Source organism: Terriglobales bacterium, from assembly GCA_035691485.1.
Taxonomy (GTDB): Bacteria; Acidobacteriota; Terriglobia; order Terriglobales; family Acidobacteriaceae; genus JAIQGF01.
This window is the reverse complement of the sequence record DASSIZ010000060.1, coordinates 1-20,697: the sequence shown is the minus strand read 5'-3', so window position 1 is coordinate 20,697 and position 20,697 is coordinate 1. Positions and strand designations below refer to the sequence as shown.

The window sequence follows — 20,697 nt, the reverse complement described above, 5'->3', positions numbered from 1 at the left end:
GGGCAGACGGTTTTTGGAAACCTCCGAAACCTTCCAGCCTCCGAAACCTTTTTCGCAAAAAAAACGGCGCCCGCAGGCGCCGCTCGATTCGACACGGCAAAAACTTACTGAGATCCGCCGCCTTCCAACTCGACGGTGTCGCCTACGATTATGTTCTCCACCGAGTAGGTGACCAACGCCGTGGAAGATGTTGGGGTCACGTTGAGGACGATCATTTCCGCCACGGCGCGCCGTGGAAGCTCGGCGTACTTCGCTTTGCTCAATTCCGTGCCGTACTGTTGCGTCTCTTCGCTTTGCGGCACTCTCAGAGAAAGGGCGTCGACTGCGTCCATCTTCGCGGGATCGTAGTTACGAACCGCGCGGAAATAATCGCCGACCTTCACGCCTTTGTCGGCACCGGCGCTGATGTACACCTTTTGCCCCGCCCCCACGAGATAATCAAAATCCTTGGCCATGACAATGCGGGCGGTCACGCTGCTGGCTGCCGCCGGGAAGCGCTCAAATTCCGTCTTCGGGCGATAAGCAACCGGCGGCTTCTCCTCAAACGGGGTCACCAAGTCGCCAGGAACAATGGGACTGCAGCTGAACTCGACCACTGCGATCGCCATCTTGCCGCGGAGGGCAGTCACCCGCACCCGACCCAAGTCAGCATAAGGCTGTCCGAGTGCGGCAATGCTGGCTGCCTGCGTCGGATACGCCCGGCTGCGGTTCGGGTCACGCAAGGGACGGATCACGGAGAGGCGAGCACCTTCGGTATATCCGGTTCCGTCCAGGAAGAGGACGTCGGTCTGCCGGAACTGCGTCTGGTTCGGCGATTCCGCACCGGCGGCGACATAGTTGGCGGCGGGAAAGCCCTGCTTGCTGATGAATCCGGAGCAATACATGTCGGAGTAGCTCGGCGCCTGCACGCGCTGGGTCAGGTTGCTGCTCCCATGCACCGGCGCAGCCGGTTCTTGCGAAAAAGCCCACGGCGCTGACAATACCAACAGCAACGCCACAATCCTCATACCGCCTCCTTCGCGTGCCAAAACACGGCTGGACGTGCGCAGACAGTACCTCAACTGGAACGCTAACAAACAGCTTACCGAGGGTCAACGACGGGCGTGTTTACCCTTCCGGTACTGCGCCCGCGAAGGGACCGATTTCCGGGTGCGGAATCGCTCATTGCATCTGTTATGGTGCATGTGTAAGATGCTGCACATTTTCGGCCCATAACGTTCGGCCCAGACGGTTTGGCCCAGAAGCAATGAGCGCAGCAAACACCAGCTTCGTTCCGCGGCCCCTGCCGCTGCGGCTGCCCCGGGTCTGCGTGCCGGTGGCGGGCGCTTCGGCGGCCGAGATGGTGGAGAAGGCCGAAGCCATGGTGCGGGATAACTCCTTCCTGGAGTTCAGGTTAGACTATCTGAAGAGCCCCGGCCTGGCGCTCCCGCACATTCGCCGGTTCCTCAGCTATCACCCGGAAGCGGTGGCCATCGGGACCTGTCGCCGGGCAGTGAATGGGGGGAAATTCCGCGGTTCGCTGGCCGCCGAGGTGGATGTCCTGACGAAGGCTGCCGCCAACGGCTGCCAGTTAATCGACCTCGAACTGCAAAGCGCTTCGGCGATGAAGCCGGCCGAATTGGAACGTTTGCGCGGCCGGGCGTCACTAATCCTTTCGTTTCACGATTTTCATGCCACGAAGAAGATCGAAGCGACATTCGCGAAGATGCAGCAGTTCTCTGCCGACTATTACAAGATCGTTACCACCGCGACCAACCTCGCCGACAACGTAGCGATGATGAAATTTTTGGAGCAGACCCGCAATACGCATTCCGTAATCGGTGTCTGCATGGGTGAGCAAGGCCTGATCAGCCGCATCCTGAGTTTGCGGGCGGGGAGCTTGTGGACCTTTGCCGCCGCCAGTCCCGGGGAGGAGACGGCTCCCGGCATGATCACGGCCAAAATGCTGCAGGATGTTTACCGCATCGAGCAGGTGGACACGGCGACCAGGATCTACGGCGTCGCGGGGGACCCGGTGTCGCACTCGCTGTCGCCCCAGATGATGAACGCCGCGTTCCGCCGGGAAAATGTGAATGCGGTTTACCTGGCGCTGCACGCGAAAACCGTTTCCGACCTGCTGAAATGCGTGCAGGAGATCCCGATCCATGGGCTCAGCATCACCATGCCGTATAAAGAGGAGATCGTCGGTCATCTCGACAACAGTGACACGCTGACTCAGAAAACCGGGGCTTGCAACACCCTGGTGCGCGCCCAGGACGGGAAGCTGTACGGTTTCAATACCGACGTAACCGGCATCGTCCAGCCTTTGGAGCAGCGCATGTCGCTGGCGGGCGCCAAGGTGCTGGTGCTGGGGGCAGGAGGCGCAGCACGGGCCGCGGTCTTCGGAGTGAAGGCGCGCGGGGCCGAGGTTTACATCCTGAATCGCTCTTCCGCGCCGGCGCAAAAACTGGCTCGCCAAGCCAAAGCCAAGGTCCTGAAGCGCAGCGACCTGAAAAAGTTCTCCTTCGACGTGATCATCAACGCGACGCCGGTCGGCATGTCCGACCCTAAAGCCTCGCCCCTGAACGAAAAAGAGAGCAAGGCAAAGTTTGTCCTGGACATGGTGTACACGGACGCGGAGACGCGCTTTGCCCGCCTGGCGCGAGCGCAAGGTGCGACGGTAATCCCGGGCTCGGAGATGTTTGTGTATCAAGGCGCGCGGCAATTTGAAATCTGGACGGGCAAGCCGGCGCCGCTTCCGGAGATGCAAAACGAAGTGCTGGCCGCCATCGCCACGCGGGCGCGCAACGGGAACAATCACAAAAAGAGATAGCCAGGGGCAGCTAGAGACAGCTGCGGCGCCAATCCCATAGGTCCGGCGCCGATGAATTCTTCATTTGTATCGAACTAAAAGCAGGCCTGCGCAATTTCCAGTTTTCTCAACGGATCCAACGTGTCGCGATGCCACCGCTGGAAGGCGTGGCGGTAGACATCGTCGTACTTGCGCGCAATAACCATGCGGCCGCGGGTCGCCTGCAGGTGGGCGCGGCCGCTGATGGCGAGAGCGGCGCGGAAATCACGGTTACGGGCGAGGAAGGCGGCACGCCCGGCGAGATCACGCGCATCATCATTCCGGTACCAGACGCAGCCGCGGCCTTGTGGGGTCACCTCGCGATGTTGCGGAACGTCGGCAGCGAGTACAGGCCGGCCGTGAAGCAGCGCGGAGATCAGCGTAGCGCCCGGGGAATCATCGCCAGGCGCAGAGGCAATGACAATGTCCGCTTGGGACAATGCGCCTTCACGCTGGGCGGCGGAGATGACTTCGACTGACCTGACGATGCCGGCCTCAGCCGCTTGCGCGAGCAGCAACTCGGCCCGCTCGGAATCCGCCTCGAGCAGAAGGCGCGCGTTATCAATCTCGCCGACGAGCGCCGCGAAGGCCTCGATCAGCAATTCATGGTGGTGATTACCCGGCGCAAACAAGGTGATGGTTGCGTCGCGCCGGTCGTCGTGGGATTCGATGAAATCGGCGGGCTCGACCGGATCGGGCACAAGAAACAAATTTTGCGCTTCTACACCGCGCTGGATCGCCTGCGTCCACATGGCCTGCGAATGCACGACCACCGCGCCTGCACGTGACAAGGCGAACTGTTCTGCTCGCCGCAGCGAGCGCAACAGCCAAGCACACGGCTTCGGGGAAATGCCGGCCCCCAGGCTACACGCCAGGTCATAGACGACGGCTGCACTGCCCCGCAGCCCCGCCATCGCGGCGGCAAAACAGTGAGCGTGCAGTACCTCGGCCCAGTCTTCCACCAATTCGTTGACCAACCGCTGCCGCCAGAGCCGCACCTGCTGCCATTCATGAATAAGGGAAACGGCGGAGACGGGATCCGATTGGTGAGCCAGGGGCCGATACCAACCCCTCGCCGTCAGAATCGAGGGCCGCATACCCGAGGCGATCTGCGCTTCGGCGACAGTTGCGGTGATGCCGACTTCATCGCAGGCATGAAGCACCGACCAGCGACGAATGGGACGCTCTTCGGCCGCCGCCGCCGCCTCCGGCCAATAGCGGGGCACCGATACCGACCATGGCAAAAGGCTCACGACGCCTCCCGCTGGGTCTTGCGCGGCAAATCGGAGAACAGCACGACCTGGTTGCGGCCGCGGCGTTTGGCGGCATAGAGAGCAGCGTCGGCGGCCTCAATCAACTCGCGCTTGAACTGCGCATCGACATCGAACACACCTACACCGATGCTGATGGTCAGGTGCTCGGTTGCGCGGGGGGAGCCGGCAAAAAACCGGGTCTGTTCCACCGCCCGGCGCAACCTTTGCGCGACCAGCATGGCGCCGGGGGCGCTGGTTTCCGGCAGCACGATAACGAATTCTTCGCCGCCGTAACGGGCCACCGTGTCTACCTCGCGCATGTCTTTCATCAGGATGGAACCGACGTCGCGCAGCACCTGGTCGCCAACGTGGTGGCCGTAGTTGTCATTGAGCTGCTTGAAAAAGTCGATGTCGATCATCAAGAGTGCGAAGTGGGTCTTCTTTCGTTCCGAGCGTTTGATCTCCAACTCGAGCTGTTGCTCGAAGTAGCCGCGTGTTTTGAGGCCGGTGAGAAAGTCGGTAAAGGCGAAGGTGATCAGTCCCTCGTTGGCATACTCGCGCGTCAGCAGGTTCTCCCCGACCAGGGACAAGATCCACAACAAGTGCGCGTCTTCGCGGGTGAAGGCAGCAGGAGAAGAAGAGAACAACTGCATCGATCCCAAGGGGCGATTGCTCACCAGCAACGGGATCACCAGAGCGGAACAGGCGTCCACCGACTGCAATAAAGCATCGGCCTGGATGTTGTGCCCCTGGGTGACCAGCAGCGGGCGGCTGTATTTAGCGGCCCAGAAGTTCAGGATATTACCGCGATCCAGGAAATCCTTGGGGCCAAGGTCAAAGCCGCGGGAGGCCCGGAGGTGAACCTGCTCCTCGGGTTCTTCCCAGAAATAGACCAGGGCGCGGTCGTAAGTGACGATTTCGGCAGCAAAGTCGCAGAGCAGGTTCAGGGTGGCGCTGAACTGCATGGGCAGGCCGGCGAGCATGCTGAGACGCAAGACTACGTTGATTTCGCGCCAGCGCTGCTCGACAGTCTCCTGGTTGAGTTCGGAAAACACCTCGACCACGAACATTTCTGGCGGGCACGAATCCGGGGTTTCCAATCCGAACGCCATAGCCGAGTTGGGCATAATTCAACCCCATTCAGGAAAAGCACGCCCCGTACCACTTAGCCCCGGACCCGTGAGGCGGCCATATTGTATTTGTTCTCTGAGCGGTTGCCGCTCTCCGCGCCGGCAACTCGCAGGCGGCGCGACGGCACCAAACCACCCCATCTTGGATGCCGGTCCCGACATTGGGCACATCGAAACCGCATTGCGGCAACCGGTTACCCAAGTCGATGTACCCACAAGCGATGCTATGAGCAGGTGTGCCTTACAGTTCCGTCTCCTGGAATCACTCGTGCAGCTACTCCGGATGGCAGGAACAGGGATGTGTAGAGATGGATATTTCGAAGGATCAACAGTACCTGATCGCCGAACTCAGTCACCAGATCAACAGCCCGCTGGCGGCCATTCGCAATGCCGTGTACTTGGCCTGCTGCCAGACCGAGGATCCGCTCCTGCAGCGCTACCTACGCATCGCAGATGAGGAGATCACGGTGATCGCCACCATCCTGCGCGCCACCCGCGCGATCATCGAGGAGAGGGGGGACGAACCGAATACGTCCGTCCCCACGGTGGCCTCAAGCCGGCGAGCGGCGACGGCCTAATCCGGTCCCGGACGCGCGCGCTGGATTTCGCCCAGGCAGCCCCAGCGAGGGCGCCGGGCCCTTACCTTTTAGCCGGAGTCGCCTTCAGCCTCGGTTTGCGATTTCCACATGCACAATTTCAGTTGCTAGCTGGTATGTACCCGGGATAGCATAGGCAGTAGGGCATCAGCCCGTGCCCTTAACAAAACAGCGGTACCTAGCCGAAGCTTCCGTTCGCAGGCCCATTCACCTACCGCGAGGCAGTCGTTTGCCTCCGCCCAGCCCGGAGAATCGACATGGCGTGGTACGCATACTGCATCACCGAGCAGCAGGCGTTTCTGACGAACGGCGCGCGCGTGCGTCGTCCTTACACAATTCCCGGCATGACAGGTATTGCCGGCTCTCCCGTTTTGGGATATCCCAGCGGCGATTTTGCGGTCATTGTCAGCTCGTATCAACGTAGCGGGGACCTGGACCAGAAAGCGGTACTGGAGCATGCGCGCGTCATCAGCGAATGCTTCCGCAACACCACCGTGCTTCCCTTTAGGTTCGGCACCGTCTTTGACACCGACGAAGCGCTTCGCCGCGCGGTGCGCGCCAATCGCAAGGCGTTCACCGAGAGCGTTGCGCGCCTGAAGGGCAAGTCGGAGATGCACCTGAAGGTGATGGTGCATGGCCAGTCTTTGCGCGACGTCCTACCCGACGCAACCCTGCCGCTGTCAGCCGGCAGTGAGTACCTTACGAAACTGCGCGAAATTGCCACCCGCGATCGAGAGCGGCAAAGCAAGGCGCGCGCTGTGTCGGTGCAGGTGCACAAGCTGTTTTCCCCCCTGGAAGAAGAAATCAGTTGCAAGAAGGTTGATTCGGGCGGGCTTCTGATCGATATCGCCCACCTGATCGACTCCAAAACCGTAGCCAAGTACCACAACCGGTATAGCGCGGCTACGCGCCAGTTGAAGGACTGCCAGGTCGCGATCAGCGGCCCCTGGCCGCCCTATCACTTCACGCCCAACAAGCTGCGCACGGTAACCGGAAACAGTTAGCTGCCGTCCGCAGTGGAGGTCTGAAACCGGGGCATATGACCCCGGTTTTTGTGTCTTTCCCCGCTGTTCTACCCGCGATTGGCACTAGCCTTCCTTGGCCTAGCTTGCATCCAACTGAGCAGCTACTGGCCTGTTCAGCTGCGGGCCGTTCCCCATGGTTCTACCTCGTGCCAAGATCCTTGTTGTTGACGACGAAGCCAGCGTGCTCCTGACCGTGGTTGCCATCCTGCAGCAGGAAGGCTTCGACGTGGACTCGGCGGGCGGCGGTGAGCAGGCCATCCAGGCGATTCGCTCCACCCGCTACGACTTGGTGTTGACCGACCTGAAAATGCCCGGCGTGGATGGCCTGCAGGTGCTGGAAGAAGTCCGAAAGACTTCGCCTTCGACCGTGACCGTAATGATGACGGGCTACGGCTCAGTGGATTCGGCATTGGAGGCGGTGCAGCGCGGCGCTTACGAATACCTGCTCAAGCCTACCGAGGTCGCAGACCTGAAGGCCGCCGTCCGCCGTTCGCTGGAGCGCAAGCGGTTTTCCGAAATTGACACGCTGTACCGCATCAGCCGCACGCTGACCACTTCGCTGGATCCGCAGGCCATCACCGCCGAAGTTACCGAAGCGGTTCGGCGAGTGCTTGGCGTCGCGAACGCGATCCTGGTTAACTTGGCGCCATCGGGGCCCGACATCAAAGACGAGCTTCGCCGGCTTTTTCGCGATGCCTCCATTGCGCCTCGCTTGGAGCGCGGGGAGATCATCGGGTACTCCGACCATGTGGCCCTCGCCGAGCGCTGGGCCGCCGCGCGAAAAGTGCAGTCCTACGTGTTCGTGCCCGGCCTTGCCAATGGCCAGCTTATCTGCGTGCTGTGCGCCGAAAACGGCGCGGAAGCATTTGAGTTCCACGCCTCGGCGCAGCGTTTTCTGCGTTCGCTGGCGGGTCAGACTGCCTTGGCGCTTTCCAACGCCACCTTATTCGCCGAACTGCAACGCAACAACCAGCAACTCGAGTCGGCGAATGCGAAACTGCGCGAACTGGACAAGCTCAAGTCGCAGTTCCTGAGCGTCGCCACCCACGAACTGCGCACGCCACTGAGCATTATCCTGGGCTATAACTCGATGCTCGCAGAGAGCCTGAACGATCGCCTCTCGGATGAAGAAAAGGACACGCTGCGCGAATCGATGGCAGCGTGCAAGCGCCTCATTCGCCTGGTGAACTCGATGCTGGACATCACGCAGATCGAGTCCGGTAAAATGCGCATGAATTACGCGCCGTCCGACCTGAGAAAGGTCGTCAGCAGCGTAATTGCCTTGTTCCAGCAGCAAGCACGTGCCAAGGACATCCGCTTGTCCATGGAGGTCCCAGCACGGCTGCCCAGAATCGTTGCTGACGCAGAACGAATCGAGCAGGTATTGGTCAATCTGGTCGGCAACGCGCTGAAGTTCACTCCCGCCCAAGGTTTGATCAATGTGGCTGTCCGACATCTTCCTGAGACCCGGGCGGTGGAGATTTCCGTTCGCGATACCGGGATCGGCATCGCGCCCGAAGCACGGGAGAAGATTTTCGATGAGTTCGCCCAGATTCACGAGGGGGTAAAGAAGCGTCACCGCGAGGGCAGCGGCCTGGGACTGGCCATCGCCCGCCGCATCGTCGAGGCACATTCCGGCGCCCTGAACGTGGAAAGCGCGCCGGGGCGGGGCAGCAGGTTCTTCTTTACGCTGCCGGTGGACGCCGGGAATCAGAAGGTCACAAGTGCCGTGTCCGCCTGATTTTGGATATTTTCGTGCCAACATATGGAACCGGAGTACAATACCAACTACTTTGAATTCTGCCGGCGGAGCGTGCCGGCGCTTGGTGAGTGGGGCGCGGGGTTCCACTAATGACGCGTAGGGGCCCTCAAATGGCTGATTCACAGGTTGTTAGCGTTGTGAACAACGGTAACTCCGGTGCCACTGATTGAGGAAATTGACGGGAAGAAGCTTCCCAATAGTGTCATCCGGTTGCTGTTTTGGTAGCGGAGTTGCCTCTGCTTTGGTGGACGAGTCCGGGAGGAAGTGGATGCAGTCGCAGAAAACGCGAGTCCTGATCGTTGACGACGATGCCAGCATGGCGCGGTACCTCAGCACTTATCTAGGGCGCCACAATTTCGACGTGAACATCGTGGGCAGTGGCGAAGAAGCGATTCGCATGTTTCGCGTGTACGACCCCGCGCTGGTGCTGCTTGATGTCGCCATGAACGGGATGGGTGGGATCGAGACCCTGGAGCGAATCAAGCAGATCAAACCGGACGTGTCGGTCATCATGCTCTCCGCCCAGAATAACCCTGCGCTCATCTTCAAGGCCTCCAAGCTGGGCGCCGACGACTACGTCAGCAAGCCGTTCGAGCCGAAAGAGCTCGAGGTCCGCATCGCCAAAGTCATGGACAAGCAGCGCCTGGTCAGCGAAGTCACGCAACTGCGCGAACAGGTCCGCCGTCATGCCGACTTCTCCATGCTGTTCGGCACTTCCCCCAAGATGGAAGAAGTGAAGATGACGATTGAGCAGGTGGCAGACACGACCGCCACGGTGCTCGTCCGGGGTGAAAGCGGCACCGGCAAGGAAGTAGTGGCGCGCATGATCTACGCCCAGTCCGGGCGCCGCGATAAGCCTTTCGTCAAAGTCAACTGCGCCGCCATCCCGTACGAACTGCTGGAAAGCGAACTGTTTGGCTACGAGCCCGGGGCGTTTACCGGCGCCAACCGGCAGAAGCTCGGGAAATTCGACCAGGCCAATTACGGAAGCATATTCCTGGATGAAATCAGCGAAATGCATCCGGCGCTGCAGGCCAAGCTTTTGCACGTCCTGCAGGATGGCGAATTTTCCCGTTTAGGCGGGAAGCGCGACATCGCGGTGGATGTCCGCGTCCTGGCGGCGACGAACAAGCCGCTGGAGCGGGCGGTCGAAGAAGGCATGTTCCGAGAAGATCTCTTCTATCGCTTGAATGTCGTGACCATTCACATCCCGCCGTTGCGGGAACGCCGCGAAGAGATCCCTGTATTCCTGGACTTCTTCCTTCGCAAGTACAGCGAGTTCTACGGCAAGCAGCCGGCGCCGTTCAGCGATTATGCGGTCGGCCGCATGATGGAATACAACTGGCCGGGCAACATCCGGGAACTGGAGAACCTGGTCAAGCGTTACGTGATCGTGGGAAATGAGCCGCAGATCATCCGCGAACTCTCCACCCACAAGCCGATCATGGCCTCGACCGGTTCCGTCAATAGCCCGATCTGGGGCATCAAGCAGAACGATGGCGGAGCGGCCGCAGGGGCAGCCGTGGAGGGTCCCTCACCGGAACCTGCTCCGTCGGACAACGGCAATGGCCACGTGACCGAGATGGACATGCCTTCGCTGTTGGAAATCGGCCGCCGCGCCGCCATGCAAGCGGAGCGCGAAGCGATCGAACGCGTACTCGCCCAGACCCGCTGGAACCGGCGTCAGGCCGCCAAGATTCTGAAAGTCAGCTACAAGGCCCTGCTCAACAAGCTGAAGGCGATGGAAGAGCAGAACCAGATCAAAAATAAGCAGCACAGTGCATAGTGTGAGTAGGCGTATACCGACCTGGCCACTTTTTCAAGCAACCATAAGCTGTGCAAATCGTGCCGTCGTCCGAGCTAACTTGCTTCCCACCAATAGCTTTCATGCTGGCCAGAAATCGTTGCCTACGCCGCAGGTTTTTGGCTGCGCGTGTGCAGCTTAGAACCGCAACAAAAGAGGCCGTAACAAAAATGACTTTGATTCTCTTCCTTGATTGTCGACTTGTCCAATCTCTATGTACCGGGTGTTTGACCGGCACCTTGCATCGCCTTCCCTGACTTTCCCCCCTCCCTTGCCTCTTTATGGTGGCCCCGAAAGGGGCCGCTTTTAATTTGCGGGGAATTATTGCAGGGTGTGGCGGCCCGGTCCAAAACAGAACGGCCGGATGCGCCAAGTCGGGGCCGTGGCTGTTGACGCCCTCTCCGCCGCGCGCATATCATTTTTGGTTTGCCCCTGCATCTGGCGCAATTCTGGTAAGCCGAGGGGGAGAAGAACGGGCGCATGGAAAAGAAGAAGGTCGAATACTTCAAAAAGAAGCTGGAAGAGCGGCAGCATCAGCTGCGCAAGAATGTTTCGCGCACGGAACAGGACGGCCGCGCCAGCGATCTCGACACCGCGCAGGATATTGCCGACCGTGCCGCCAGTTCCTACAACAAGGAGTTCCTCTTCCACCAGAGCAACAGCGAGCGCCAACTGCTGCAAATGGTGGAGGGGGCGCTCAGCCGGATTCGCGAAGGCACATTCGGGCAATGTATTTCCTGCGGGAAGGACATCAATCCCAAGCGGCTCGAGGCCGTGCCTTGGACCCGCCACTGCATTGAATGCCAGGAAAAACTGGAAAAAGGCCAGCTCGAAGAAATGACATCCTGAGCCATCCTGGCTCAGCCGGATTCCTGCGCTCACAAATTGGGCCAACACCGAGTGGCACGGCTGAAGCTCTGCCCTACCCGGGCCAGGGCTCGCAAGAGTGGGCCACCCACGCAGAGCTCAACCGTTGCGGCGGGCGCTGATATCTACTATTTCAATTCCGCGAGGCGGGTGGCGGCGATTTGCGCGGCTGGGCTATCGGGGTTTTCCTTCTGCACCTGCTGGTACAGGTTGCGCGCGTCCTGAGGTTGCTTGCCTTCGTACACGGAAGCCAGAGCCAGTTGAGCCTGCGCCTTGGAGACGGTATTGGCAGGATGGTCGATCAGATCCCTGTAGAGCGTCACCGCCTCCGGGTCCTTTCCCTCCGCGCGATAGACGGAGGCGAGCGCGAACTTCGACAGCGCCGGAATGTCGGAGTGGCCTTTGTCCGCCACCTGCTTGAGTTCCTGTTCCGCAGCCGCCATGTTACCCGCAACCTGGTCGGCAAGACCCATGAAATAGCGCGCGATGTCCGCCGAATGCGTGTGCGGATACTTCTGCACCACCTGCGCGAACTCGGAACGAGCAGCCTTCGCCCGGTCCTGGGCTGACTTGAAGGAAGTCATCTCCGGCGCGGGCGCTTCGAGGGCAGAGGTGATGGGAGCGCGATAAACCTGCAGCGCATGGCCCAGCGCCACGCCCGCGGCATCGTCCTGCTGCTGGATGTACACCCAGCCGCCGAGAACGATCAGCAGGGCCACGGCGATCGCCCCCGCGCCGTAAACCAGTTTGCTGCGGTGCTCCACCGCCCACGAGTAGGTCTCTTTGGCGGTGGCGGTGAATTGATCCTGTTTGAGCTGATGTCTTGTTGAACTGCGCACTTTGTTGGGTCCTTAACTGTTGAGGAGGGATGCCGCACGCATGAGTATTGCGCGCACGGCCCGGAATCTGAAAGTCTAGCAGGGCCAATTCCGCAGCGTCAATTGCCAGGATTTAAGGCCGGCAGCGGGTACTCGCGTACAACCTGCAGCGGTCCCGGTCTCTCCAACTTGGAGGAGCAGTCCGCAAGCCGGAGGTCGCATGATTTTCCTGATACTCTTCGTGGTGCTGATACTCGCCTGGATCTTCAGTTGGGCGATCTTTCACATCGCCGGGGGATTGCTGCATATCCTGCTGATCGTGGCGGTTATCTCACTGATTCTGCACTTCGTCCGCGGCGGTAGAACAACAGCGGCGTAGGGCCAATCCAAGCCGGGCCCCGGAAGATGGCCGCAGGCACTTCCTGTACAACCGTGCTGCACCGTTTGCGCTTCGAATCTTAGAAGCACCGCTCCCACCCAGGAAAGTACCTGCTATCGTGTGGCGGTGGTGTCTCTGGTTCTGTGCCCGGGGACAAGGAGTTCTTATGCGCAAGCTTGGTATTGTGATCGCAATTCTCATCGCGTTGCTGGTGCTGGTCATCGTGGTGGTACCGCTGGTGCTCGACATCAACCGCTACCACGGCATGGTGCAGACGCAACTCGAGAAAGCTCTCGGACGCCCGGTGAGCTTTGCGCAGATGCATCTTTCGCTCATGCCTCCCACCGTACGCATGGATAACGTGGTGATCGGCGAGGCGCCGCAGTTCGGGCATGGCCCGTTCGCCAGCATGGATGCCATCGACGCATCGGTAAAACTGCTCCCCCTGCTGCACAAAGACGTTCAAATCAACTCTCTCGACCTGAAGAATCCCAAGGTTGAGCTCATCCGCAGCGCGCAGGGGGTGTGGAACTTTTCCACGCTTGGACCGCAACAGGCGCCGAAGCAGCACCCCGACCAAAGCCAGGGCTTTGTGCTCTCGAATCTGAAAATTTCCAACGGCCAAGTCACGCTCGTTGACGACCAGAAGCACTTCCACGGCGTGTACAACAACATCGACGTAACGCTCCACGACTACGCGCCCGGCAAGCCGTTCGACTTCTCCGCCGCATTGCATTTGCCCGGTCCCGGCAAGGAAACGATGGCGCTCAGCGGCAAGACGGGCCCGATCAACCAGGCCGACATGCTCAAGACACCCTTTGACGGCAAGCTGGAGTTGAAAGAAGTGTCGTTAGGGGGAATCCAGAAGGCGCTGGCGGTGCCCTCGCTCAACGGCATGGAAGGCAGCGCTTCGGGAAACATCGCCCTCAAGAACGAGAACGGTACGCTGAGCTCGCAGGGCACCCTTGATCTGAAGGACGGGGTCGTCCGCAATGTGAAAATCGGCTATCCCATCTCGATGGACTACAAGTTCACGGACCAGCTTGCCAACGACAACATTCACATCGATCAGGCGAAGCTGATGCTCGGCAACACGCCGGTGTCGATCTCCGGGAACATCAACGGCGGCGCCACGCCCGCCAACGTTGATGTGCATGTCACGGCGCAGAATGCTGCGATCGGCGAAGTGGCCCGGCTGGCGTCAGCGTTTGGGGTGGCGTTCAATCCCACGATGACGGTGAACGGCAATATCACCGCCGACGTGCGCGCGCAAGGACCGCTGAGCCAGCCCGCGCTCAACGGCAACCTGTCCGGCAAGGACATCAAGGTGAGCGGCGGGGACCTGAAGCAGCCGGTAGAGATCAGCGGCATCCAGTTGACGCTCACGCCGCGCGACATCCGCTCCAATCCTTTCACCGCCAAGAGTGGCGGAACGCAAGTCAGCGTGCAATTCGGGCTGACGAACTACACCAGCCCATCGCCGCTGGTGGATGCGATGGTAAAAACCGGCAATGCCAGCATTCCGGAGCTGCTGGCGATCGCGCGCGCGTACGGTGTTTCGTCGGTGGATGGCATGGACGGGACCGGCACCATCTCGCTCGACCTGCATGCCACCGGCCCGATGAAGGACAGCAATTCGATGACATTCAGCGGCAGCGGGAAAATTTCGAACGCGACGCTGAAGACGCCACAGATTACACAGCCGGTTGCAATCCGCAACGCCGACCTGCAGTTCAGCCAGAACGCCGCCACGCTGAGCAACCTGAACGCCGGTCTGGCGGGAAGCAATTTCAACGGCAACCTGACAGCGCGGAATTTCAATGCGCCGCAGTTACAGTTCACGCTCAATGCCGACCAAGTGGATGTGGTCAAGTTACAGCAGGTGATGAGCAGCGCGCCGCCGCCACCGCGGAAGCGAACGTCGCTCGACCTGGTTCCCCATGCCGAAGCTCAGGCCCGCCCCGCGCCCGCCGCAGGTCCCACCCTGGTGGATAAAATCTCCGGCGGGGGAAACGTTACGATCGGCAACCTGGTCTACGATCAGCTGCAGCTCCAGCAAGTCCACTCCAACGTTGTGTTCGATCACGGCATCGTGCGGCTGGCGCCGATTACCGCCGGGCTGTATGGCGGCCAGCAGATCGGCAGCATCGCCGTGGACATGCGTCCGACGCCGATGGCCGTAACCGTCTCCACCAAGCTCAACCAGGTGGACGCCAACAAGCTGCTTTCGTCAGTGAGCTCCATAAAACAGACCCTCTACGGTTTGCTGGCAGCGAACGCGAATGCGAACTTCCGGGCGGCATCTTCCGCCGACATGGCGCGGACGCTCAACGGCACCATTGGTATCGACCTGACGAAGGGAAAGCTGGCCCACATTGATCTGCTGAACCAGCTGGCGAATGTCGGAAAATTCGTGGGCAACGGGCTGAAATCGCCGTCGTCAACCGGCAGCGAGGCCTTTACCGACATCGTGCAGCTCACGGGAAATTTCAACGTGGTCAACGGCCTGGCCCAGACCAACAATTTGAAAGCCCTGATCCCAGGCGGCAGCCTTGGCGCCGAGGGTGCGGTGAACCTGGCGACCGAGGAGTTGAACATGCACGTCACCGCCGTGCTTACCAAGGCGCTGAGCCAGCAAGTGGGCGGTTCGCAGGTCGGGGGATTCATGCAGACGGCGCTCGCTAACCAGCAGGGTGAACTGGTGATTCCTATCTTGCTGACGGGAACATTCAGCAGCCCGCGGGTCGCGCCCGACGTGCAGAAAATCGCGCAGATGAAGTTGCAGAACCTGTTGCCGACCGCAGCCAATCCGGGTGCACTGGGCAGCGCGCTCGGCGGCATCCTTGGCGGCGGGAAGGGCGGCACACAACAGCAGCAGCAGGGCGGAATTGGCGGCATCCTGGGTGCTATTGCCGGACAGCAACAACAGCCACGGCAGCAGCAAGGCCAACAGCCCAAGCAGCCGGTGGCAACCCCGCAGCAGCCACCACAGCAGCAGAACCCGTTGGGCGACGTGCTGAATCAAGTGTTCGGCCAGAAGAAGCAGCAGCAACAGCAACAACCGCCAAAGCAATGAGATGTCGGGAAGAACTTAGAACCCGGATGAGAGTCCACTCCGGAAGCCGCTAGTTGCTGCGCGGCTCAAGGCGAACCACCAGCACGGAACACGGACCGTGGCGCACGACGCGCTCGGTGGTGCGCCCGAGCACGGTAAACTCCAGAAATCGTCGTGGCTCAGCGCCGACCACGATGAGATCAGAGTCGTGCTGGCGCGCGAAGACAACAATCTGCTCGGCGGTATCGCCGGTGTGAACCGACTCCGAAGTCGGGCAGCGCTGGGCAACAATCTCCGGCACCCACTGCCGCATCGCCTTCAATTCCTCATCCGCGTTGGGACACTGCGGGAGGACGCGGAGCACATCCAGCCGTGCGCCGAAAACCCTGGCCATTTCGGCTGCGGTATCGAGGGATTGCGCTGCCACGTCGCCGAGGTCCACGGGACACAAAATTGTCTTCAGGGCCGGCTCAACGTCGGTGGCTTTCACTATGAGGGTGGGAAACGCCGACTCGCGCACAACATTTTCGGCGACGGAACCGAGGAGTGAGCGCGTAATTCCGTCGTGGCCATGGCTACCGAGCACGATCAGCCCGGGACGAAGGGCGGCGATGGTCTCCAGCGCAACCTTCACCGGGTGGCCCACGCCAACCTCCATTTCGAAAGGGATGTCGCCCAGGATTTCCTGGGCGTGAGCTTTGATGGAGCCGCGCAGATCAAGGCGGCGCTCTTCGAATTCGTCGAGGAGAATGGCGCCTTCCTCCTGACTGCTAACGCGCGTTGCGGGCGGCCAGATGACATGCAGGATGCGGACCTTGGCGGAAGTTTTTTGGGCAAACAGCCGCGTCCAGGCGAGCACATCTCCGGTCGCCGGACTTAGGTCCACGAGAGCGAGGATGATGGCAGGCTTAAAGCTCATTCAGGGTAATGCCAAGGAACGCTATCGTGGCTATTGTAGGCGTGATGGGGCGGCATGGCCCCACCCCGTGATGCGATAAAGACAAGTTTTCGCCGGTCCCGTTCCGAAAGAGGACAACGCCGTGCCGGGCGTGCGCCGCGTCACCGCAAAATCACGCGCGACCGTGCTACAAGGGAAGCAGAACGGGTGCCTCTCGCACCAATTGGAGGAGGTGTCCCATGGCTGCAGTCACTACCGCTCCGCTCGTTTCCTTGCAAAACATCCTGGTCGCAACCGACTTTTCACCCTGCTCGAAGATGGCGTTGACGTACGCCGCGGCGCTGGCACGACAGGAGAAAGCGAGGATGTTCCTGGCCCACGTGGTGCCGCTGGAACCCCTGTCCCCAATCCCCATGGACGCCGGACCCGGCACTTTCGAGAACCTGGCCCGCGATGCACGGACACTCATGAAGAAAGAGTGCGTGCGGCCGGAGCTTGCCGGGATCGAATTTCGGTCACTAATCGAGCACGGCGACTTCTGGCCCGCAATCGATACGCTGATTCACGATCAGAAAATTGACCTGGTGGTGGTGGGAACCCACGGGCGTGAGGGCGTCAGCAAGCTGTTGATGGGATCGACCGCGGAAGAAGTATTCCGCCGCGCGGCCTGCCCGGTGATCACCGTGGGACCTCACGTGACCGGCGATTGCCTGCATGAAGGACGGCTGCATCGGGTGCTGTTTGCGACCGACTTCTCGGCGGCATCGTTGCATGCCTTGCCGCACGCAGCAATGCTGGCGATGGAGCACCTGGCGCCAGTGACGTTCCTGCACGTATTGGCGAGCGCCGTACCGGACGCAGAGTTCGTGGCCACGAATTTCGTGGAGCGCGAACTCGACGAGGCACGAACGCAACTATCGGAGATGGTGCCGAAAGGCATTCGCGCCGACATCGTGGTCGAGGTTGGAATCCCGGCCGAGATCATAGCGCGCGTGGCTCGGGCCCAGAACGCCAGCCTGATCGCAATGGGCGTGCACCGGCAGTCAGTGTTCGCGGCAACGCATTTACCGTGGTCGACAGCACATCGCGTGGTGTGCGAAGCACCCTGCCCGGTGCTGACCGTAAGGTGAGGGCGCCGAGCCCGACGCGGAAAACACGGAGGTGAAGTATGCGCGCGGCTCACCATCACGACTTCCATGCTCCGCCGGCATGGACGAACATGAACCTGTTCAGCCTGGTTTTCGCGCTGGTACTGGCGGTGATGTTCCTGTTGTTGCTGCTCGTCTATTTCGGCGCCCTGGAGAGAAACAAACCGCAAGCCCTGCCGCCGGAACCGGCGCACGCCGCGATGCAACCCATTCGGTGAAGCAATAGCGAGCCTAGGGAGCGTTTCACTCCAAGCGCCGGTGCTTATTCGAAGCGCAGGGCTTCGATGGGATCGAGGCGAGCCGCTTTGCGCGCCGGATAGAAGCCGAAAAAGATGCCGATTGCCATGGAGAAGATCACCGCCACGACGATCGACATGGGCGAGATCAGCACCTGCCATCCCAGGGTCCTGGTGATCACCAGCGAGGAGCCGACGCCAAAGATAATGCCGATGGCGCCTCCGATCAGGCTGAGCACGACGGACTCGCTCAAGAACTGGCGCTGCACGTCCTGCTCGGTGGCGCCGATGGCGATGCGGATGCCGATTTCACGGGTGCGTTCGGTGACCGAGACCAGCATGATGTTCATGATGCCGATGCCGCCGACGATCAGCGACACGCCGGCGATGGAGGCCAGCAGCATGGTCATGACGCGCGAAGACTGATCGGCAAGTTCGGCGACGTCGGCCAGGTTGCGCACGAAGAAATCGTCATCCGTGCCCGGGCGGATGCGGTGCCGGTCGCGCAGCAACGAGGTGATCTGCTGCTGGGCGGCGTAGGTGGCCGGCTGCGAGGTCGCCGAGACCATGATGAACTGCAACCAGGGCTGACCGCTGATTTTCTTCTGCAGCGTGGTAATCGGGATGACGATGGTGTCGTCCTGGTCCTGTCCCATGCCCGACTGCCCTTTGGCGGAAAGAACCCCGACTACCTGGAACGGCAGGTTGCCAATGCGAATGGTGCTTCCGACCGGGTCCGTGGCGCCGTAAAGGTTCTGCCGCACGGTGGCGCCGATCACGGCGACGTTGGCGGCCTGGGTAACGTCATCTTGCGAAAAGCTGGAACCGGCGGCCATTGGCCAATCGCGAATGTCGAAGTAGGAAGGTTCGGTGCCGGTGAGGCGGGTATACCAGTTCTGGTTTTCGTAGACGACCTGGGCGCTCGCCCCCGCACCCGGCGCGGCCATGGCGACAGTGGGGACTTCGCGCTGAATGGCCTTCATATCCTCATAAATGAGGGTCTTGGTCTGGCCCCAGCCCATGTGCAGGCCACCCCGCGTCACGGTGCCGCTGGAGACGAACAGCAAGTTGGTGCCCATGGAGGCGATCTGCTCCTGCACCTTCTGCTGCGCGCCCTGCCCAACGCCAACCATGGCGATGACGGCGCCCACGCCGATAATGATGCCCAACATGGTGAGCACGGAACGCATCTTGTTGCGGGCAAGAGCGCGAAGCGCGATCTTTAAAGTTGCGGCGAAATCCATATAGCTACCCTAAGTCTAACGATCGATCTGTCTGCTGGTCTATCCGTCTTTCAGTCCGCCAGTCTTTCAGTCTTTCAGCCGTTCGGAACCAAAACCACTGATCAACTGAGAGACTGACAGGCTAGTCCTCGAGCGTCGGCATCTTCAATAAAACGTCGGCGGCGCGGGGCCGAACCTGAACCGCGTCGTCGCGGCGGATTTTGCCGTCGCGAAAAACCACGATGCGCTTGGCAAAATGCGCGATGTCGGATTCGTGCGTCACCAGCACGATGGTCAGGCCCTGTTCATTCAGGTCCTGGAAAATCTGCATGATCTCGATTGAAGTGCGGCTGTCGAGGTTCCCGGTGGGCTCGTCGGCAAGCAGGATGGAGGGCTGGTTGACCAGCGCACGCGCAATCGCGACGCGCTGCTGCTGTCCGCCGGAAAGCTGCGACGGAAAGTGGTCCATGCGATCGGCGAGGCCGACCATCTGGAGGGCCTTTTCGGCGCGCGCGGAACGCTCGCTCTTGTCGAGACGCGCGTACAACGTCGGCAGCTCGACATTCTCCAGGGCCGTGGTACGCGACAGCAGGTTGAAGCCCTGGAATACGAAGCCGAGTTCGCGATTACGAATGGCGGCGAGCGAGTTCTTGTCCAGTTCGGAAACGTCGGTGCCGTTGAGCCAGAAGCGCCCGCTGGTGGGCTTATCGAGGCAGCCGAGCAGGTTCATGAAGGTGGACTTGCCGGAGCCGCTGGAGCCCATGATGGCGACAAATTCGCCGCGCCGGATGGCGAGCGAGACGCCGCGCAGGGCGTGGACCTTGGTTTCGCCGAGGTCGTAATACTTGTGAACGTCTGCGACGCGAATCACGTCGGAAGCGTCGCGTTGCACGGCCTGGAGTTCGGATTGGGCTAGTGTTGCCATAATTCCCTTGTTCGTTTCGTGCCGTCCCTGCGGGACTTGGTTACCTTCACCTCGTGGTAACCCGGGACTTACGTCCCGGGGCTATGAAATGCCGTGCTTCGCACTCCATCATCGTCCGCCCACACGCGGTGCGCTGCCCATGCCTGGAGCGGAGCTGCCGCCGGAAGGCTTGGACGCCGACGCGCTGCCGGTAACAAGCTGGTCGCCGGGGTTAATGGAGCCATGCAGCACCTGGGCAACTTCGGTAAAAGTGTGGTCGGTGATGCCGGTCTTGAGCTGCACCGGAACCAGCTTCATGTCCGCAGTCTGCTTCCAGACTATGGCTACGTCCTGTGCCGGCGTGCGCGGCTGCGCCTGAGCGTTCGGGTTCGCGTTGGCAGCCTTGGCGCCCGCACCGCCACCTCGACGCCCTTGGCGCGAAGCGGTTTTCGGCGTGATGCCAGTCTGCTGCTCAAGCGCGGCAAGCTGATCGGGCTTCAGATCAGGCGTAAAGCGAAGCGCGCCATTGGGCACCTTGACGACATTGGACGCGCTGGCCACGGGAATGGTGACGTAAGCGGTCATGCCCGGGAAAAGCTTGGTGTCCGGATTGTTGAAATCAATGATGGTGTTGTAGGTCACCACGTTCTGCACGGTGGTGGCATTCATGCGAATCTGCGAGACAACACCGCGGAAAGTGTCTTTCGGAAAAGCGTCAACCTTGAAAGTGATGGGCTGGCCGACCTTGATCTGGCCGACGTCGCTCTCG

Annotated in this window: 18 protein-coding genes; 10 read left to right on the top strand and 8 right to left on the bottom strand. The window is 60.8% G+C overall.

Annotation, left to right across the window (positions count from 1 at the left end; all coding sequences use genetic code 11):
* Positions 1-104 precede the first annotated feature (104 nt).
* Positions 105-1,007, bottom strand: coding sequence for a hypothetical protein (locus VFI82_07520; GenBank protein ID HET7184518.1), 903 nt, complete (start codon positions 1,005-1,007; stop codon positions 105-107).
* A gap of 239 nt (positions 1,008-1,246) precedes the next feature.
* Between VFI82_07520 and aroE the strand changes: the two genes are divergently transcribed.
* The gene (aroE, locus tag VFI82_07515) at positions 1,247-2,812 is read left to right on the top strand and encodes a shikimate dehydrogenase (GenBank protein HET7184517.1); all 1,566 of its coding nucleotides are present in this window, start codon (positions 1,247-1,249) and stop codon (positions 2,810-2,812) included.
* A 74-nt stretch (positions 2,813-2,886) separates the two neighbouring features.
* Here the strand turns inward: aroE and VFI82_07510 are convergent, their stop codons facing one another.
* Positions 2,887-4,083, bottom strand: coding sequence for a glycosyltransferase family 4 protein (locus tag VFI82_07510; protein HET7184516.1), 1,197 nt, complete (start codon positions 4,081-4,083; stop codon positions 2,887-2,889).
* Complete coding sequence (locus VFI82_07505; GenBank protein HET7184515.1) at positions 4,080-5,210, bottom strand: GGDEF domain-containing protein; 1,131 nt, start codon at positions 5,208-5,210, stop codon at positions 4,080-4,082. Before VFI82_07505 ends, VFI82_07510 begins: the two co-directional genes overlap by 4 nt.
* A 311-nt stretch (positions 5,211-5,521) precedes the next feature.
* Here VFI82_07505 and VFI82_07500 point away from each other — a divergent pair, with 311 nt between their 5' ends.
* From VFI82_07500 to VFI82_07480, 5 genes are all read left to right on the top strand, one after another.
* A complete protein-coding gene (locus tag VFI82_07500) occupies positions 5,522-5,791 on the top strand; it encodes a histidine kinase dimerization/phospho-acceptor domain-containing protein (protein HET7184514.1) in 270 nt (89 codons plus the stop codon).
* Between the two features lie 275 nt (positions 5,792-6,066).
* Entirely contained in the window at positions 6,067-6,813 is a 747-nt protein-coding gene (locus VFI82_07495) for a GvpL/GvpF family gas vesicle protein (protein HET7184513.1), read from the top strand.
* A gap of 154 nt (positions 6,814-6,967) precedes the next feature.
* On the top strand, positions 6,968-8,575 hold the full coding sequence (locus VFI82_07490) for an ATP-binding protein (GenBank protein HET7184512.1): 1,608 nt from the start codon (positions 6,968-6,970) through the stop codon (positions 8,573-8,575).
* A 289-nt stretch (positions 8,576-8,864) separates the two neighbouring features.
* Positions 8,865-10,382: a sigma-54 dependent transcriptional regulator gene (locus VFI82_07485; protein HET7184511.1), complete on the top strand. Its 1,518-nt coding sequence runs from the start codon at positions 8,865-8,867 to the stop codon at positions 10,380-10,382.
* A gap of 498 nt (positions 10,383-10,880) precedes the next feature.
* On the top strand, positions 10,881-11,249 hold the full coding sequence (locus VFI82_07480) for a TraR/DksA family transcriptional regulator (protein HET7184510.1): 369 nt from the start codon (positions 10,881-10,883) through the stop codon (positions 11,247-11,249).
* 146 nt (positions 11,250-11,395) lie between these two features.
* Here the strand turns inward: VFI82_07480 and VFI82_07475 are convergent, their stop codons facing one another.
* A complete protein-coding gene (locus VFI82_07475) occupies positions 11,396-12,106 on the bottom strand; it encodes a tetratricopeptide repeat protein (protein ID HET7184509.1) in 711 nt (236 codons plus the stop codon).
* Positions 12,107-12,305: 199 nt separating this feature from the next.
* Here VFI82_07475 and VFI82_07470 point away from each other — a divergent pair, with 199 nt between their 5' ends.
* Both VFI82_07470 and VFI82_07465 read left to right on the top strand, forming a co-directional pair.
* Positions 12,306-12,464, top strand: coding sequence for a lmo0937 family membrane protein (locus tag VFI82_07470; protein ID HET7184508.1), 159 nt, complete (start codon positions 12,306-12,308; stop codon positions 12,462-12,464).
* A 166-nt stretch (positions 12,465-12,630) separates the two neighbouring features.
* The gene (locus tag VFI82_07465) at positions 12,631-15,540 is read left to right on the top strand and encodes an AsmA family protein (protein ID HET7184507.1); all 2,910 of its coding nucleotides are present in this window, start codon (positions 12,631-12,633) and stop codon (positions 15,538-15,540) included.
* Between the two features lie 49 nt (positions 15,541-15,589).
* On the opposite strand, the gene VFI82_07460 is transcribed toward VFI82_07465, so the two are convergent.
* Positions 15,590-16,438, bottom strand: coding sequence for a universal stress protein (locus VFI82_07460; GenBank protein ID HET7184506.1), 849 nt, complete (start codon positions 16,436-16,438; stop codon positions 15,590-15,592).
* Positions 16,439-16,656: 218 nt separating this feature from the next.
* Between VFI82_07460 and VFI82_07455 the strand changes: the two genes are divergently transcribed.
* Together VFI82_07455 and VFI82_07450 are read left to right on the top strand one after the other, a co-directional pair.
* Complete coding sequence (locus VFI82_07455; GenBank protein ID HET7184505.1) at positions 16,657-17,547, top strand: universal stress protein; 891 nt, start codon at positions 16,657-16,659, stop codon at positions 17,545-17,547.
* A gap of 38 nt (positions 17,548-17,585) precedes the next feature.
* On the top strand, positions 17,586-17,783 hold the full coding sequence (locus VFI82_07450; protein ID HET7184504.1) for a hypothetical protein: 198 nt from the start codon (positions 17,586-17,588) through the stop codon (positions 17,781-17,783).
* Between the two features lie 44 nt (positions 17,784-17,827).
* Here VFI82_07450 and VFI82_07445 read toward each other — a convergent pair whose 3' ends face one another.
* From VFI82_07445 to VFI82_07435, 3 genes are all read right to left on the bottom strand, one after another.
* A complete protein-coding gene (locus tag VFI82_07445; protein ID HET7184503.1) occupies positions 17,828-19,045 on the bottom strand; it encodes an ABC transporter permease in 1,218 nt (405 codons plus the stop codon).
* A gap of 121 nt (positions 19,046-19,166) precedes the next feature.
* On the bottom strand, positions 19,167-19,949 hold the full coding sequence (locus VFI82_07440; GenBank protein HET7184502.1) for an ABC transporter ATP-binding protein: 783 nt from the start codon (positions 19,947-19,949) through the stop codon (positions 19,167-19,169).
* 108 nt (positions 19,950-20,057) lie between these two features.
* The coding region (locus VFI82_07435) for a hypothetical protein (GenBank protein HET7184501.1) at positions 20,058-20,697 on the bottom strand (640 nt) is incomplete at its 5' end.